This is a genomic window from Streptomyces sp. NPDC044719 (genome assembly GCF_056433405.1).
Genome location: NZ_JBWKHE010000004.1, coordinates 336,576 through 353,874 on the forward strand (window position 1 = coordinate 336,576; position 17,299 = coordinate 353,874).

Consider the following 17,299-nt stretch of genomic DNA (forward strand, 5'->3'; position numbering starts at 1 on the left):
AGTGACGGGGAAGCGCGGTTGCTTAACTTAGGCAAGCAGATTCTCCTTGCGTAAGTCAAGCAACTTTTTTAGGATGGCTCCATGCCCACACCGCATCCCGTGGCGGAGCCCGCCTCGACGGCCCTGGCCCAGATCGAGCAAGCCCTCACACGCATCACGTACCTGGCCGGCCGGGCCCGGCAGCACGAGCGTCTGATGGCCGAGTCGGGACTCTCGCTGGACCGGGCCGCCGCGGCGATCCTGCGGCACGTCGCCGAGAGCGAGCCGCTGCGGCCCGGGACGCTGGCGGCCCGGCTGTCGGTGGAGGCGTCCCACGTCACCCGGCAGCTGCGGAACCTGGAGCGGGCCGGCTACGTGACCCGCGTCCCGGACCCGGACGACCGCCGCGCCCAGCGCGTCCGGCTCACCGAGGCCGGCCTGGCCGCGGCCGGCCGCATGCAACGGGTGCGCCGCCAGGGCATGGAGCTGGCCCTGGCGGCATGGTCACCCGAGGAGCTAGGGCAGTTGGCGACGCTCTTCCACCGGCTCGTGGACGACTTCGTGGCGCACACCGAGAGCGACCTGCCCCTGCGCCCCACGTAGCCGGCGCGTGCTACAGCAGGTCGCGCGGCACCTTCTCGTTCCAGGTGCGGGAGAAGACGCGGCGGTCGGCCTCGTACGCGTCGAGGGTCGCGTCCACGAAGAAGTCCGTCTCGTCGCATCGCAGCTGGGTGTGCGTCACCACCCGCACGTCCCAGTCGTCCCGCCGGAACCGCATGGTCCAGGTGGACTCGCCGGAGGCCGAGGTGAAGTCGTCGGCGACCGCCGTGTAGCGCTCGTGGGCGCGACGGCCGGCCTCGATGCCGATGTCGTCGAAGCGAACCGTGCCCCGGTCCTTCATGATGTCCAGCTCCGCGTGGTAGCCGACCAGGTCACGCTTGACCTCCCAGCGCTCCTCGGGGGGCGTCAGCTGGCTCGTGGTGAGCGGGGGAGTGCCCTCGGGTTCGCCGAAGGGGGACGACGGCACCTCGTCCGGTTCGTCCACCGGCCGGACCGGCAGGACGAGCGTGCTGGAGTGCTCGTGGACGCTGAGCAGGGCCGGCTTCGGCGGGGGCCAGGCCAGCGGCCAGTAGGACGTCGAGAGGGAGAGCCGGATGCGGTGGCCCGGCGGGAACGCCTGTGCCACACCGTTCAGCGGGATCGTCGCGCGGTAGCGCCGGCCTGGCTCCAGCGGCTCGGGAGCCTCCGTGCTGTCGCGGCGGGTGAGGTTCAGAATGCCGTACGAGACACGGGTCGCGGCGCCGTCGGGGCTCACGTCGGACAGCCGCGCGGCCACCATGGCGACCGGCTCGCTCACCGACAGGTCGAGCTCCACGCTCGGCGAGCCGAGGATCTCCACCTGCTCGGTCAGGGGCTCGGTGTCGAAGACGAGGGAACCGCCGTCCTCCTCGCGCTGGTCGTACGGCAGGTCGGGGGGCGCGTTGTAGGAGGCCCACTTGCCTCCGAACTGGCCCACCGACAGCGGGGACTGCACGGTCAGCGCATCACCGGCCGGCGTCCCTTCCGCGTCCTGCGGCGGCCCGATCGTGTGCCGGGAGAGCGGATGCACCACCGGCCGGATGTGCGGGGACGGCCAGTCAGGCTCGCCCACCCAGCGGCCCGGCCGTTCCTCGTAGGAGGTGGAGGGCGGCACGCTCTCCTGCATCCACGTCCGCAGCATGGGACCGTCCATGACGCCGTTGTCGACGTCCTTGAGCCAGTGGTCCCACCACCGCACGAGTTCCTGGAGGTAGCCGATGGCGGGGCCGGGCTCCCCGAGGTGGGGGAACTTGTGCGACCAGGGGCCGATCAGCCCCTTGCGGGGCACGTCCAGATGGCCGAGCAGCCGGGTCACGGCGTTGGAGTAGCCGTCCGCCCAGCCGCTGGAGGCCAGCACCGGGCAGCGCACGCTCGAGTAGTCCTCGCACACCGAGGCGTGCCGCCAGTAGTCGTCACGGCGCTGATGGCGCAGCCACTCCAGCACCCAGGGCTCGGTGTGCTCCAGCCGTTCGTGCCACATCTCCCGCCAGCGGTCGCCGACCACGGCCGGGTCCGGCGGGCAGGTGGCGTAGGCGAACATGGTGCCCGCCTCGGCCAGGTTGTCCGACAGCAGGGCGCCGCCCATGTAGTGCATGTCGTCGGCGTGCCGGTCGTCGGTGAAGGAGGCGATGGCGATGGCCTTCAGGCCGGGCGGCCGGCGGGCCGCCACCTGGAGCGCGGCGAACGCGCCCCAGGAGATGCCCATCATGCCCGTGCCGCCGTCGCACCAGGGCTGTTCCGCCAGCCAGGCCAGGACCTCCTCCGCGTCCGCCTGCTCCCGCTCCAGGTACTCGTCCCGCAGCACGCCTTCCGAGTCGCCGGTGCCGCGCAGATCGACGCGGACGCAGGCGTAGCCGTGCCCGGCGAGGTAGGGGTGGTGGATCGAGTCGCGTACGGCCGTCAGGTCGCGCTTGCGGTACGGGATGTACTCCAGCACCGCGGGCACCGGCTCCTGGTCCGAGGAGGTCGGGCGCCAGATGTGCGCGGAGAGCCGGACCCCGTCGGACATCGGGATCGTGACGTGCTCGTCTTCCTTCGTCGCGTACGGCAGGTTGGTCACGTAACGCATGGAACCCACGTGCTCCTTACTCTCGGGGTTCACTCCGGTGGCGCTTCACTCGGCCGGGGGCTCGTCGAAGACGAGGCCCAGGGCGGCCACGCAGTGGTCGAACTTCTCCCGCAGCTCCTCCTCGTTCGCTCCGCCGGTGTAGATGTGCGCCAACTCGTAGCTGTAGCTGTCCTGCCCGGGGAGGTCCGAGAGCAGGGTGCCTTCCTCGGGGACCACCTCGATGCGCACGCCCGGGGTCTCCCGTTCGATACGGGCGATCTCCTCGGGCCCGGGCACCCGGCGCACCACTCCGTCGGTGAACCAGCGGTGGTACCACTTCGCCGCCATCGCGTACGGGCCCTCGCCCTGCGGCATGCGGGGGTCCTCGCCGAGGGCGAGGCTGACCATGCAGTGGTGGTTGGGCACGCCGTCCACGTACTGGAACAGCTCCGCGTGCGACTGGGAGTGCCGGGGGTTGATCTCCAGCAGGCTGATCCCCTGGGTCCGCGGGTCGTAGAAGTACTCGATGCTGAAGGTGGCCGAGTCCATTCCGATCTGCCGCATCACACGCTCGGAGACGTCGTGGAGCTCCGCGATGACCGGCTGGGGCAGCGTCGAGGGGTACTGGTGGCGCAGGAAGCAGGGGGAGTCCGGGTACTGGATCGAGTCCAGGACTCCGTAGATCGTCACCTTGCCCTCGTGGACGTAGCCCTCCACGGCGACCTGGACGCCGGACATCGACTCCTCCGCCAGGCAGACCTGGCCGCCCACGCCGTCCATCTCCGGCGGCAGGTCGATGCGTTCGAGGATGTGCTCGAAGGGGCCCCCGATACGGGATATGCCGTCGCGGATCTCGGCGACCGCCGCGCGGAACTCCCCTTCGTCATCGACTCCGAAGGCGAGCTCGGAGGAGTAGGAGAGCGCGGGCTTGAGCCACATGGGGAAGGTCACCTTCTCCGGCGGGCCCGGCGGCTCGGCCGACAGGTCGACCCTGCCGAAGCGGGGGTGCCGGTCGGTGGCCTTCTGCTGTTCCAGCCGGCTCCAGTACTTGTGCTCGCACTTGACCACCGACTCCAGGCTCGTACTGCGGGTGCCGTAGCGTTCGCTCAGGATCGGCACGAGGGTGCTGACCGGGAAGTCCCAGTAGCCGACGATCGCGTCGATGCTCCCGTCGAAGGCGTCCAGCACACCTTGGGCCTTGTCCAGCAACGAGGGCAGGTGCACCTCCCCGACCTGGAGTTCCTCGACGGTCAGCAGCGGGTGAAAACGCAGCCGTTGAGCTCCTGGGACCTGCCGAAGGGTCGGCAGATTGGCCTCGTCGAGCCCTAGCACGAACACGTTCCTCACCGTCTCATCAGACACGGCTCTCCTTCCGACGTCCGGCTCAGGGGCCGGTCTTCCAAGATCGTCGGAGTACCCCTCACACGTGTCGGCAATCCGTTTCGGACACGCCCGCCTCCTGGCCCGGGCGCGTGCGGCCGGTGGCTCAGAGGGCCGGCGCGGCGGGCAGCGGCTGTTCCGCCCAGATGGTCTTGCCCGTGGCGGTCTGGCGGGTGCCCCAGCGGTCGGAGAGCTGGGCGACGAGGAGCAGGCCGCGGCCGCCCTCGTCGAAGACGCGGGCCCGGCGCAGATGGGGTGCGGTGTTGCTGCCGTCGGACACCTCGCAGATGAGGGTCGAGTCGCGGATCAGCCGCAGTTCGATGGGGGCGCCGCCGTAGCGCAGGGCGTTGGTGACCAGTTCGCTGACGATCAGTTCCGTCGTGAACGCCGCCTCCGTCAGTCCCCAGGCGGCCAGTTGTCCGCCCGCCAGCTTGCGGGCCCGGGCCACGGCGGCGGGGTCCGGTGGCAGCTGCCAGGTCTGCACCTGCTCGGCGCCGAGCGCGGCCGTCCGGGCCAGCATCAGGACGATGTCGTCAGCGGAACGGCCCGCCAGCACGGTCCGCAGCACCCGGTCACAGGTCTCCTCCAGCGCGTCGGCGGGGCTGCTCAGCGCCTGGCGCAGCAGGCCGAGCCCGACCTCGATGTCATGGTCGGCGGCCTCGATCAGCCCGTCGGTGTAGAGCGCGAGCAGGCTGTTCTCCTCCAGCCGCACCTCGATCGCCTCGAACGGCAGGCCGCCCAGGCCCAGCGGCGGCCCGGCCGGCAGGTCGAGGAACCGTACGGAGCCGTCCGGTGCGACCAGGGCGGGCTGCGGATGCCCGGCGCGGGCCATGGTGCAGCGGCGGGACACCGGGTCGTACACGGCGTACAGACAGGTCGCGCCGACCTGCCCCGATGCCTCCGCCGACCGCCCGCGCACCTCCGGGCCCTCTTCCCGGTCGAGCCGGAGGACGAGATCGTCCAGCTGGGTGAGCAGCTCGTCGGGGGCGAGATCGACATCCGCGAGCGTCCGCACGGCGGTCCGCAGCCGGCCCATCGTGGCCGAGGCGTGGATGCCGTGGCCCACCACGTCGCCCACGACCAGGGCGACCCGGGCGCCGGACAGCGGGATCACGTCGAACCAGTCGCCGCCGATGTCCGCTCCGGAACCGGTCGGCAGATAGCGGTAGGCGACCTCCATGGCCGCCAGCTCCGGAGGCCGGTCGGGCAGCAGACTGCGCTGGAGCGCCAGCGCCGTGCGGCGTTCCCGGGTGTAGCGGCGGGCGTTGTCCACGCTCACCGCCGCCCTGGCGACGATCTCCTCCGCCAGCAGCAGGTCGTCCTCGCTGAACGCCTCCGGCGTCCGGTGCCGCAGGAAGTGCACCAGCCCCAGGGTCACTCCCCGGGCGCGCAGCGGCACCATCATCACCGAGTGGATCATGTGCTTGGCCACGGACTCGGCGCGCGCGGGCGAGGACCTGATCCACTCCCGCATCCCCGGATCGCCCGGCCGGTGCCGGGTGCCCCGGCCGGCGACCAGCGTCCGCACGGGCAGCGTGTCCACGGGGTAGAGCGTCGTCCCGCCCGAGGGGATCACCGACTCGGGGCAGCCCGCCAGCACCGACCGCTGGGCGGTGCGCCGCACGGTGACCGGCGCGTCCAGCGGCAGCGGTTCCGGCTCGTCACCCAGGGCGACGGACTCCAGCAGGTCCACGGTGACGAAGTCCGCGAATCCGCTCACCGCCACCTCGGCCAGCTCGTCCGCCGTCCGGGCCACGTCCAGGGTGCTCCCGATGCGGAGGCTGGCGTCGTTGAGCACCGCCAGCCGGCGGCGGGCCCAGGACTGCTCCGTGGTGTCGAACACGGTCGCGGACAGCCCCTGGACCGTGCCGGTCTCGTCCTTCAGCGGCGACATGTACATGGACCAGGCATGCCGCCGGGTCTCGCCCGGAGCCAGGCCGTGCTCCTCGTGGAAGATCATCTCCCCGGTGCGCAGGACCTCCCGCTGGAGGCGGTCGTACTCGTCGAAGGGACGGGTGGGGTGGATCTCCCACAGGGTCAGGCCCTTCATCTCCTCCACGGCCAGGCCCATCACCTGGGTCATGATCTCGTTGGCGGCCACGAGCCGGGCCTCCCGGTCGTAGACGGCCACCGGCACCGGGAGCTGGGAGAGCGTGAGGTCCCACAGGGTCAGGGCTTTGGGCTCGGCCCGCCTCACCGGGTACGCCGGTGCGGTGCCGGTCACCAGCCAGAGCTGCCCGCGACCGGCTGCCGCGAGGGGCGTTCCCCGCAGTTGCACCACGACACGGTGGCCGTCCCGGTGCCGCAGGGCCACCTCACCGGCCCACCGCTGCCCGTCGGCCACATGCTGCCGCGTGGATTCCGGGAGGTCGGCGGCGAGCAGTCCGCCGACGGCCCGGCCCACGATCTCGGCGGCGTCGTAGCCGAGCAGGTGGCGAGCGCCGTCGCTCCACGCCATGATCGCCCCACGGGCGTCGACGACGACCGCGAGATCCTCCGGTACGCGTGCCTCCACGGTGCCTCCGCAGGTGACCCCGACCTGTTATATGTCCTTTCTGTGCGCATTTGAACGTAATCGGTGGCGGGTACCTTCGCTGGACGCCCGCTACCGTGACTCCCGCCGGGGTGGATCAGCGCTCGTGGTTGTGCATGACGTGCTTGGTTCGCGTGTAGTCGTCCAGGGCGTACACCGACAGGTCACGGCCGTAGCCGGAGCCCTTGAAGCCGCCCCAGGGGACCTCGCTCGCGAGCACGAGGTGGGAGTTGACCCAGACGGTTCCGAAGTCGAGGCGCGCGGCCACGGCGTGAGCGCGGCGGGCGTTCTCGGTCCAGACGGAGGCCGACAGGCCCAGGGGGACGTCGTTGGCGCGCCGGACCGCTTCCTCCTCGTCGCTGAAGGTCTCGACGGTGATGACCGGACCGAAGATCTCCTCGCGGGCGACTTCGGCCCCCTCGGGGACGTCGACCAGCACGGTAGGGGCCACGAAGTAGCCCGGTCCGTCCAGTGCCCCGCCGCCGGTCGCCACGCGGACGCCTTCGGTCTTCGCGCGCTCCAGGAAGCCCGTGACCCGGTCGAAGTGAGCCCTGGAGACCATGGGGCCGACCTCGATGTCCTCACCGGCGCGAGGCTCACCGACCGCCAGGGTGCGGACCTCGCCGACGAGCCTCTCGACGAACACCTCGGCGATCGACTCGTGGACGAGGACACGGCACGCGGCCCCGCATTCCTGGCCCGCGTTCCAGAAGCCCGCGACGCGCAGTGCCGACGCGGCGGCGGCCGGATCGGCGTCCGGGAAGATCACGACCGGGGCCTTGCCGCCGAGCTCGAGGTGCACCCGCTTCAGGCTCCCGGCGGCGGCCCGGGCCACCGCACGACCGCTGGCGACCGAGCCGGTCAGGGCGATCATGTCCACGTCCGGATGCTCGGCGAGCCGGGCTCCGGCGACCGGGCCGTAGCCGTTCACGACGTTCAGCACCCCGGGCGGCAGGAGATCGGCGACCAGTTCGGCGAACTTCAGGGTGGTCAGCGGGGTCTGCTCGGACGGCTTGATCACGAGGGTGTTGCCGGCCGCGAGAACGGGCGCGAGCTTCCAGGCCGCCATGAGCAGCGGGTAGTTCCACGGCGTGATCACGCCGATCACGCCGAGCGGTTCCCGCAGGATGACGGACAGGTGGTGCTCGGCGTAGTCCCCGGCCGCCATGGAGGTGCCCGCGCGCACCGCACCGGCCATGAAACGGAAGGTGTCGATCGCCATGGCGATGTCGTCCCTGGACACCGCGAGGGGCTTGCCGGTGTTCGCCGACTCCAGCCGGGCCAGGAGATCGGTGTGCCCGGCCAGCCGGTCCGCGACGGCGTGCAGCGCCTCGGAGCGCTCCTTGGGGACCAGCCGGGCCCAGCGCTCCTGGCCCGCCACCGCTGCGGCGACCGCGCGGTCGATGTCCTCGGCGGTTCCCTCGGGGACCCGGACGATGACGTCCTCCGTACTCGGGTCGACCACGTCGATGAGCCGCTCGGGCGAGCCGTCGAGGAACGCGCCGTCGATGAAGTGCCCGGCCGGAGGGAGGTCGGCCGGGGTGATCAGGGGCGGTGCGTCCGATGGGCGCCGGACCTTGGCCACTGTGCTGTGGGTGGTGGCGGTCATGGTCAGTTGCCCCCTTCGGACAGGCGCGGAAGTTCCTGGACGAGAGCGGAGATCCGCGCGGTCGTGGCCGCGTCGAGGCCGAGCAGCGGCTCACGTGGAGGTCCGGCCGGGAAACCGGTGGCGTCCAGGGCGGCCTTGATCGCCGGGATGAACGGAGCGGACATGATCGCGTCCATCAGCGGGTAGATCCGCGCCCACTCCGCTCGCGCCCGGCCGAGGTCGCCGGCCCGCAACGCGCGGTGGATGGAAGCGAGTTCGGCCGGCATCACGTTCGCGGTCCCGGCCATGACGCCGGCGGCGCCCTCGGCGACGGCGGTCAGCAGGAGGCTGTCCCAGCCTACGAAGGTGGAGATGACGTCGCCGTGGCGGTGAATCAGCTGCCCGGCCTGGGCCATGTCGGCGCTGGTGTCCTTGATGTACCGGATGTTCTCGACCTCGCGGGCGAGCTGCCCGACGGTGTCCGGCGAGAGGTTGACCCCGGTGGCGCCCGGCAGGTTGTAGAGCATGACCGGAAGGTCCACGGCATCGGCGACCGTGCGCAGATAGCGCAGCGTCTCCGCGAGCGTGAGCGGCTCGTAGTACGGTGCGACGACCATGAGGACGGAGGCGCCGGCGGACTGGGCGTGCCGGGACAGTGCGACCGCTTCCCTGGTGCTCAGCGCGCCGGTCTGGGCGATCACGGGCACGCGCCCGGCGGTCTGGTCGACGACGGTCTCCACCAGGTGGCGGCGTTCCGCCCCGCTCATCGCGGCGAACTCGCCGGTCGATCCGCAGGCGACGACGCCGTCGACCCCGCCGTCGATGCTGCGGTCGACCAGGCGGCGCAGCGTCTTCTCGTCCATCTCCCCGTCCGGCGCGAACGGGGTGGCCAGGGCGGTCAGGACACCGCTCAGCTGTGACGACATGTCTGGAAACTCCTCAGGTGAAGCTGGGGACGGGACGGGGGACGGACTGCCGGTCGGTGGCCAGCAGGCTCTGTGCCTCCTGCGCGGCGGACAGGCCGGTCTGGATCGCGGTCTCGGTGTAGAGGGTGCCGAGGTAGTCACCGGCCAGGAGGACCCTGCCGGTGCGCCGGGTCAGGGTCTGCTGGAGCTTCCCGCGGCCGGGGAAGCAGTAGGGCGCTCCGGTGGGCCAGCGCTGCACCTCGGCCTCGACGACCCGGTCGGCGAAGCCGGGCAGGACCTGGTCCAGGTCGTCGAGATAGATCTGGCGGATCTTGTCGTCGTCGTGCTGGAGCAGATCGCGCGCCAGGCTGCCCGGCGAGAAGGTCATGATGCTGCTGCCGGGCCGGCGTTCCCGCTCGTAGCCGTGCACGACGTTCGACATGTTCAGCGCGACGTTGAAGGACCGCTTCGGCGTCGCGATGCCGTAGGCGTCGTCCCAGACCTGGCGCCCGGTCTCGTCGCTGAGGAACGCCGCGCTCACATAGGGGCCGTAGACGATCTGCGAGAGCGCCTCGCGGACGTCGCTGTCGAGGTCGACCGCGACGCGGCGGCTGACGGTCGCGGGCGTGGCCAGGACGACGCAGCGCGCCTCGACCTCCCGCTCGGCGCCGTCCTGCCGGTAACGGACCACGACCGAGCCGTTCTTCTGCACGATCTCGTCGACGGTCGCGTTCAGCCGCACCCGCCCGGCCAGGGACGCGGCGATGCGCTCGGTGAGGGTGGACGGGCCGCCGAGGATGCTCTGCGAGAGACCGCCGCCGATGTTCCACACCAGGCTGAAGTAGCCGACGCCGGCGCCGGCCGAGAGCTGGTCGATGTCGGCCGCGGACCGCGTCACCGTCGGTTTGAACAGGGCCTCGGCGTCCTCGGGCAGGTCGCCGATGAAGTCCTTGAAGGACCGGTCGTTCATGAAGTCGTAGACGCGCTGCTGGCGTTGTGCCGCGCTCTCGCCCCGCCGCCGCTGCACGACCCGGGCGTAGCGGGCCACCGACAGGGCGACCTTGGCACCGGCCTTCACCATGCCGACGCGGGCCGCCATCGGCATCGGGATGCGGAACGGGTAGCTCTCCACCCGGCCCTTGAGCAGCAGCTTGCCGTTCATCGACAGCCCGGCCAGCGAGCCGGGTACCGGGACCGCGTCGACACCGGTGCTGTTCAGCAGCCAGGTCGTCGCCGAGTTCCCGCCGGCGTAGACGTGCCCGCCCCAGTTGAGCCAGTACGGTCCGCGGCGCTCGGAGCGGATGCGGCCGCCGACCCTGCCCTCCGACTCCAGCAGGAGCGTGTCCCAGTGCCGCAGGCGCCAGCCGGCGGCCAGTCCGGCGATGCCGCCGCCCACGATCACTACGTCCTTCATCGGTGCCCTCCAGCACGGTCGCGGGGTGAGGATGCGGGGCCCGCCGGGCCCTCACCGGGTGGCGAGGGCCCCGGCGGACGGTCAGGCGTTGGCGGGGCGGCCGACGGGCCTGTCGCTCCGCGGTGTCAGAGCGGCGGCCTCGTGCAGGGCCATGCCGCGGGTCTCGGGCGCCCAGAAGACCGAGACGACGGCGCCGAGGAGGCTGATGGCGGCGGCCGCGAGCATGGTGCCGCCGACGCCCCAGCCGGTCAGGGCCATGGGGACGAGGTAGGTGCCGACGGCGGCACCGATACGGCTGGCCGAGGAGGCCAGGCCCACGGCGGAGCCCCGCACCTCCGTCGGGAACAGTTCGTTCGGGTAGATCCACTGGAGGATCTGGGTGCCGCCGATGATGACCGCGTACAGGGCGAACAGCGTCATGATCACGCCCGACGGGGCGTCGGGGAAGATGCCGAGCAGCAGCAGGGCCAGGCCCGACCAGACGAAGCTGTGGATGACCAGGGGCCGACGGCCCATACGGTTCACGCCGAGCAGGGCGATCACACAGCCGATGAGGAACATCACGGTGATCATGGCCTCGCCGATGTTGGCGAGCCCGCCCTCCAGCTGGAGCGCGTCGAGGATCTTCGGGCCGAAGGCGTAGATCGCGAAGAGCGGCACGATGGAACAGGTCCAGAAGACGGAGATGTAGAGCATCCGCCCGCCGTAGCCGGACCGCAGGATCGCCTTCATGTCGACGTTCTCGCGCTGTTCCGACTCGTCCGGCAGATCGGCGATCGTGACGTCCGGGCCGTAGACCTTTTTCAGGACCGCCTCGGCCTCCTCGGTGCGGCCCTTGTTCGCCAGCCAGCGCGGTGACTCGGGCGTGCCGTGGCGCAGCAGCACGATGATCGTGGCGGGCAGCGTGGCGCTGGCCAGCATCCACCGCCAGCCGTCGTCGCCGACGGACAGCAGGAGCTCGCCCACGATGTAGGCGGTGGCGGCGCCGACGAACCACATGACGACCAGACCGCCGAGCAGCGGGCCCCGGTAACGGCGCGGGGTGAACTCGGCCAGCAGCGAGGTGGCGATGGGGTAGTCCGCGCCGACCGCCATGCCGATCAGCAGCCGCAGGATGAACAGCCACACCTGGTCGGACGCCCAGAACTGGGCGACGGAGCAGACGATGATGGCGATCAGGTCGATGGTGTAGAGCAACTGCCGGCCGAACCTGTCCGTCAGCCAGCCGCCCAGGAACGCGCCCAGGAAGATCCCGATCAGCGCGGACGCGCCGATCAGCCCCTGGGCGGAGTCGGACAGGTCCAGCTGGGGCGTTATCTGCGTCATGGCGACGCCGATGATGCTCAGGACGTAGCCGTCGAGGAACGGGCCTCCGGAGGAGTACAGCGCGAGTTTCTTGTGGAAGCGCGACAGGGGCGCGTCATCCAGTCGGTTTCCTGCGGTCGGGGTCATCACAGCCTCCGGGAGCGGTTCCCGGACGTGCCTGTGCGAGGCTGCGTCCAGGAGGCCAGGTCGGGGTTGATGTGCGGTTGCCGATGGCACGAGCGCCGCCCGGCGAGAGTGGGGGCTCAGGGCGCGGCGAACTCGCGGTGTCGTGGGGACGCCGGCAGCGTGGCCGCCGGATGGCAACGAAGTATGTGAAGACCACGGGCTGCCAACAACGCCCTCATCGATTCCCCGGTCGCGGGGGTGTGTCCGAGTCGGAAGTTCGGCTACGGTTCCCGCCATGCCTGGCCGTCCCCGCGACGCCGTGCTCCTCACCGAGGAGGAACGGGCCGCGCTGCTGACATGGACCCGCAGCCGCAGCTGCTCACAGGCCCGTGCGCTGCGCGCGCGGATCGTGCTGGCGTGCGAGCACGAGCCCACCAACACCGCCGTGGCCGAACGCCTCGGCATCTCCCGCGACATGGTCGGCAAGTGGCGGGCCCGGTTCCTCGCCGACCGGCTGGCCGGCCTGGACGAGCAGCCCCGCCCCGGGCGGCCGCCCACGGCCGACGACGACACCGTGGCGCACGTCCTCGTGCGCACGCTCACCCCACCTCCGGCCGGCGCCCGGCCGTACTGGTCGACCCGTTCCATGGCGGCCGAGACCGGCCTGAGCCAGAGCACGGTGAGCCGCATCTGGCGGACCTACGGCGTCCGGCCCGGGGCACACGCCGCGGCCGGGTCGCGCCGGGCGTGGTCCCTGCCGGAGGCCGGGGAGTGGATCGGTCTGTTCGTCGCCCCGCCGGTGTGCGTGCTGGCCGTGCGGGCCGGACGCGGCTCCTCGACGACAGCCGGAGACCGGTTGTCCGGCCAGGACGGGGAGGCAGCCCACGTCCTGGCCGTGGCCTGCGGCTTCGCCGCGCTGCGGGGCGACGGTGCCCCGCCCGGCGCGGGTCACGCGGCCCTGCGCGCCTTCCTGGAGCAGGTGCGGTCAGCGGCCGGTGCCGGGGCAGCCGTCCACCTCCTCGCACACGGCGTACCGGGGGAGGCGTACGCACACCTCGACCCCCAGGACCCGTCCGCGTCTCCACGCCCGCGCTGGCACCGCCCGCCCACGCCGGCGGCCTGGACCGACGAGACCCGGCGCCTCCTCGCCGGCGAGGGGCACACTCCCCGGAAGGCCGCGTCCGGTCCGCACCGGCTCCGTGACGCCCTGCTCACCTGGTCCACCACCTGGACCCCCGCGGCCGCCCCCTTCACCCGGGTCGCCGCACCACTCCCGTCGTACGACATTCCGGCGATCAGCGGCCGTGACTACGACTCGAACCCCTCGCGAGCTCGCGCAGAACTCTCCGAAGACGCCCGGCCCACACCTCCCGACGCCCCGCCCGGCGCCCCCATCACCACCGATCCGGTCATCGGCCTGCTCAGGGAAGCGGTCCTCGCCGGTGGCCACCGGCCCGGCGAACGTGTCCGGGAGGCACCGCTCGCGGCACGCCTCGGCCTCTCCCGAAGGGCCGTCCGCGCGGGTCTGCGGGCCCTGGCCGAGGAGGGCATGCTCGATCCGCTCCCAGGCGGCGCGACCGCCGTCCCCGGCCTCACGGCGAAGGACGTCCTGGACCTCTACGCGCTGCGCGCCAGCCTCGGCGCGCTGCTCATCCGCCGCGTCGCCATGCTCGGCCCCGAGCACCTCGCCCTGGCCTCAGCCGCCCTGGAAGAGGTCCGCGCCGCCGCCCGGGACAAGGACCACGCCCGGCTGCGGGAGGTCGACCTGCGCTTTCAGGACGCCCTGGCCCGTACGGCCGACCTGCCGCAGGCGGCCCGGACCTTCGAGCACCTCACGGCCCGGCTGCGGATGTTCGTCACGATGCTGGACATGGACTACAGCCAGGCGTTCGTCACCATCACCGACGAGGACACCGCCGTCCACGACGCGCTGCGCGACGCCGACGGGAACGAGGCGGCCCGGCTGTGGCGGGTCAAGATCGAACGCTGTGTCCGCTACATGATCGCCCAGCTCCCCGAGGACGACATCGCCCCGCACCTGTGGGCCACGCTGGCGGGACGGCCCCGCCTGGGCTGAGACCCCGGGAACCCCGGGGGCTCTCGTCGCGCCGTCAGATGGCCGCGCGAATCGCCCGCTCGAACCCTTCGACGTGACCGCGGGCGAGCTGCGCCGCCTTCTCCGGTTCACCCGCCACGATCGCCTCGATCAACGGCCCGTGCTCCTCGATGTGGCCGGCCATGTCCGACAGGCGGTCGAGGAACAGGCACCAGATGCGGGTGGCGAGGTTGTCGTGGCGGACGAGGGTGTCCTCCAGGTAGGGGTTGTGCGCGGCGGCGTAGACGGCGCGGTGGACCTGGAGGTCGAGGTGCATGAGCGCGCTGTCGCCGTGCCGGCCTGAATGCGCGCTCTCCAGCTCCTGCCGCAGGGCCGTCAGGGCCGCCCGGTCCGCGGCCGTGGCGCGGCGCGCGGCCTGGGCGGCGGCCAGCGGCTCCAGTTCCTGGCGCACCTCGGAGATATGGGCCAGATCCGTGATGTTGACCTCGGTGGCGAAGGTGCCGCGCCGGGGGTAGGTCGTGATCAGCCGTTCGTACTGGAGCCGTTTGAGCGCCTCCCGCACCGGCGTCCGTCCGACGCCGAGGGACTGCGCCAGCTGCTCCTCGTGGATCGGCGCGCCCGGGCGGATCTCGAGCATGACGAGCCGGTCGCGGATGGCGCGGTAGGCGCGCTCGGCGAGCGACAGCTCCTCGCCGGGCGCCGCGCCGCTCGGCTCTCCGCCTGCGGGCTCGGTCGCCAGCTGCTGCATGAAAGCCCCCTTGACCTGTCCGGCGAGCTCCCATACCGTACCGCAGAGTCTGATATATCAGTTGCGCATTAGTCGGCCACCAGGATGGTGCACAGATGGCAACCAGCCCGTCGACCAGCACACTCGCCTCCCCTCTCGCGCTTCCGCTCGGCGAACTCGACCCGGACATCGCCACCGCCGTGCGCGCCGAGCTGCACCGCCAGCAGTCCACCCTCGAGATGATCGCCTCGGAGAACTTCGCCCCGGCCGCCGTCATGGAGGCCCAGGGCTCGGTCCTGACCAACAAGTACGCCGAGGGCTACCCGGGCCGCCGCTACTACGGCGGCTGCGCACACGTCGACGTCGTCGAGCGGCTGGCCATCGACCGGGTGAAGGAACTGTTCGGCGCCGAGGCCGCGAACGTGCAGCCGCACTCGGGCGCCCAGGCCAACGCGGCCGCGATGTTCGCGCTCCTCGACCCCGGCGACACGATCCTCGGCCTCGACCTGGCGCACGGCGGTCACCTGACCCACGGCATGCGCCTCAACTACTCCGGCAAGCTGTACGACGTCGTGCCGTACCACGTGCGCGCGTCCGATCTGCGCGTCGACATGGACGAGGTCGAGCGACTCGCCCTCGCGCACCGCCCCAGGATGATCGTCGCCGGCTGGTCGGCCTACTCCCGGCGGCTGGACTTCGCGGCGTTCCGAAGGATCGCCGACCGGGTGGGCGCGTATCTCCTCGTGGACATGGCCCACTTCGCCGGGCTGGTGGCCGCGGGCCTCCACCCCAGCCCGGTGCCGTACGCCGACGTCGTCACCACCACCACGCACAAGACCCTCGGCGGCCCGCGCGGCGGCGTGATACTCAGCCGCGCCGGCCTGGCCAAGAAGATCGACTCGGCGGTCTTCCCGGGCCAGCAGGGCGGCCCGCTGGAGCATGTCATCGCGGCGAAGGCGGTCGCCTTCAAGGTGGCGGCGGGGGAGGAGTTCAAGGAGCGCCAGCAGCGCACCCTGCACGGCGCCCGCATCCTCGCCGGACGGCTGCTCTCCGACGATGTGGCCGAGGCCGGGATCACCGTGCTCACCGGCGGCACCGAAGTCCACCTGGTCCTCGTCGACCTGCGGAACTCCGAGCTCGACGGCCGGCAGGCCGAGGACCGGCTGCACCGCGTCGGCATCACCGTCAACCGCAACGCGGTGCCGTTCGACCCACGCCCGCCGATGGTCTCGTCGGGGCTGCGGATCGGCACGCCGGCCCTGGCCACCCGCGGCTTCGGCGACGCGGAGTTCCGCGAGGTCGCCGACGTCATCGCCCAGGCCCTCAAGGGCGAAGAGCCCGAGGACGCACTGCGCGACCGGGTCGGCAAGCTCGCCGCCGCCTTCCCCCTCTATCCCCACCTGTCCCACGCGAACGGAGGCGCGACATGACCGCCCAGCCGCTGCCGGAGCACCCGGACTTCCTGTGGCGTACCCCCGAGCCGCGCTCCTCGTACGACGTCGTCATCGTCGGCGCGGGCGGCCACGGCCTGGCGACCGCCTACTACCTCGCCAAGAACCACGGCATCACCAAGGTCGCCGTCCTGGAGAAGGGCTGGCTGGCCGGCGGCAACATGGCCCGCAACACCACGATCATCCGCTCCAACTACCTCTGGGACGAGAGCGCGGCGATCTACGAACACGCGCTGAAGCTGTGGGAGCGGCTCCCCGAGGAACTGGACTACGACTTCCTGTTCAGCCAGCGCGGCGTCCTCAACCTCGCGCACACCCTCCAGGACGTCCGCGAGGGCGTGCGCCGGGCCAACGCCAACCGCCTCAACGGAGTCGACGCCCAGTGGCTCGAACCGGACGAGGTCGCCAAGGTCTGCCCCATCCTCAACGTCTCGCCCCGCACCCGCTATCCGGTCCTCGGCGCCACCTTCCAGCCCCGGGCCGGCATCGCCAAGCACGACCACGTCGCCTGGGCCCTGGCCCGCCGCGCCGACGAGCTGGGCGTGGACCTGATCCAGGGCTGCGAGGTCACCGGCTTCCTCGAGGACGGCGACCGGGTCGTGGGCGTGGACACCAACCTCGGCCGCATCCACGCCGGCCGGGTCGGCCTCGCGGCCGCCGGGCACAGCAGTGTCCTGGCCGAGCGGGCGGGCGTACGGCTGCCGGTGCAGTCCCATCCCTTGCAGGCGCTGGTCTCCGAGCTGCACGAGCCGGTGCACCCGACGGTGGTGATGTCGAACCACGTCCATGTCTACGTCTCCCAGGCCCACAAGGGCGAGCTGGTGATGGGCGCGGGCGTCGACTCCTACAACGGCTACGGGCAGCGCGGCTCCTTCCACGTCATCGAGCAGCAGATGGCCGCCGCCGTCGAGCTGTTCCCCGTCTTCGCCCGCGCGCACGTACTGCGCACCTGGGGCGGGATCGTCGACGTCACCCCGGACGCTTCCCCGATCATCGGCAGGACCCCCGTCGAGAACCTCTACGTCAACTGCGGCTGGGGCACCGGCGGATTCAAGGCCACCCCGGCCGCCGGCTGGACCTTCGCGCACACCCTCGCCACGGGCGAGCCGCATCCGCTGAACGCCCCCTTCGCCCTCGACCGCTTCACGACGGGCGCCCTGATCGACGAACACGGCGCAGCGGCCGTGGCCCACTGAGGAGGACACCACC

The 17,299-nt window shown here is 71.8% G+C and carries 12 protein-coding genes; 4 read left to right on the forward strand and 8 right to left on the reverse strand.

The window, feature by feature from the left end; all coding sequences use genetic code 11:
* The first annotated feature begins 81 nt into the window (after positions 1–81).
* Positions 82–582: a MarR family winged helix-turn-helix transcriptional regulator gene (locus AC07DF_RS17565; protein ID WP_478971583.1), complete on the forward strand. Its 501-nt coding sequence runs from the start codon at positions 82–84 to the stop codon at positions 580–582.
* 10 nt (positions 583–592) lie between these two features.
* On the opposite strand, the gene AC07DF_RS17570 is transcribed toward AC07DF_RS17565, so the two are convergent.
* From AC07DF_RS17570 to AC07DF_RS17600, 7 genes are all read right to left on the reverse strand, one after another.
* Positions 593–2,626 (reverse strand): CocE/NonD family hydrolase, encoded by a 2,034-nt coding sequence (locus AC07DF_RS17570; protein ID WP_478971585.1) that lies wholly within the window; start codon positions 2,624–2,626, stop codon positions 593–595.
* A 45-nt stretch (positions 2,627–2,671) separates the two neighbouring features.
* Positions 2,672–3,967, reverse strand: a complete 1,296-nt coding sequence (locus AC07DF_RS17575; RefSeq protein ID WP_478971587.1) for an ATP-grasp domain-containing protein — start codon at positions 3,965–3,967, stop codon at positions 2,672–2,674.
* A 124-nt stretch (positions 3,968–4,091) separates the two neighbouring features.
* A complete protein-coding gene (locus AC07DF_RS17580; RefSeq protein ID WP_478971589.1) occupies positions 4,092–6,500 on the reverse strand; it encodes a SpoIIE family protein phosphatase in 2,409 nt (802 codons plus the stop codon).
* A gap of 115 nt (positions 6,501–6,615) precedes the next feature.
* A complete protein-coding gene (locus tag AC07DF_RS17585) occupies positions 6,616–8,127 on the reverse strand; it encodes an aminobutyraldehyde dehydrogenase (RefSeq protein ID WP_478971591.1) in 1,512 nt (503 codons plus the stop codon).
* Positions 8,128–8,129: 2 nt separating this feature from the next.
* Positions 8,130–9,032, reverse strand: a complete 903-nt coding sequence (dapA, locus tag AC07DF_RS17590; RefSeq protein WP_478971593.1) for a 4-hydroxy-tetrahydrodipicolinate synthase — start codon at positions 9,030–9,032, stop codon at positions 8,130–8,132.
* A gap of 13 nt (positions 9,033–9,045) precedes the next feature.
* Positions 9,046–10,425: a flavin monoamine oxidase family protein gene (locus AC07DF_RS17595; protein ID WP_478971595.1), complete on the reverse strand. Its 1,380-nt coding sequence runs from the start codon at positions 10,423–10,425 to the stop codon at positions 9,046–9,048.
* A gap of 81 nt (positions 10,426–10,506) precedes the next feature.
* The gene (locus AC07DF_RS17600) at positions 10,507–11,877 is read right to left on the reverse strand and encodes an MFS transporter (protein WP_478971597.1); all 1,371 of its coding nucleotides are present in this window, start codon (positions 11,875–11,877) and stop codon (positions 10,507–10,509) included.
* 274 nt (positions 11,878–12,151) lie between these two features.
* Between AC07DF_RS17600 and AC07DF_RS17605 the strand changes: the two genes are divergently transcribed.
* Positions 12,152–13,933, forward strand: coding sequence for a helix-turn-helix domain-containing protein (locus AC07DF_RS17605; RefSeq protein ID WP_478971599.1), 1,782 nt, complete (start codon positions 12,152–12,154; stop codon positions 13,931–13,933).
* A gap of 34 nt (positions 13,934–13,967) precedes the next feature.
* Here AC07DF_RS17605 and AC07DF_RS17610 read toward each other — a convergent pair whose 3' ends face one another.
* Positions 13,968–14,660, reverse strand: coding sequence for a GntR family transcriptional regulator (locus AC07DF_RS17610; RefSeq protein ID WP_478971601.1), 693 nt, complete (start codon positions 14,658–14,660; stop codon positions 13,968–13,970).
* A gap of 95 nt (positions 14,661–14,755) precedes the next feature.
* Here AC07DF_RS17610 and glyA point away from each other — a divergent pair, with 95 nt between their 5' ends.
* The gene (glyA, locus tag AC07DF_RS17615) at positions 14,756–16,069 is read left to right on the forward strand and encodes a serine hydroxymethyltransferase (protein WP_478971603.1); all 1,314 of its coding nucleotides are present in this window, start codon (positions 14,756–14,758) and stop codon (positions 16,067–16,069) included.
* On the forward strand, positions 16,066–17,286 hold the full coding sequence (locus AC07DF_RS17620; RefSeq protein WP_478971605.1) for a sarcosine oxidase subunit beta family protein: 1,221 nt from the start codon (positions 16,066–16,068) through the stop codon (positions 17,284–17,286). The genes glyA and AC07DF_RS17620 overlap by 4 nt, the downstream gene beginning before the upstream one ends.
* Positions 17,287–17,299 lie beyond the last annotated feature (13 nt).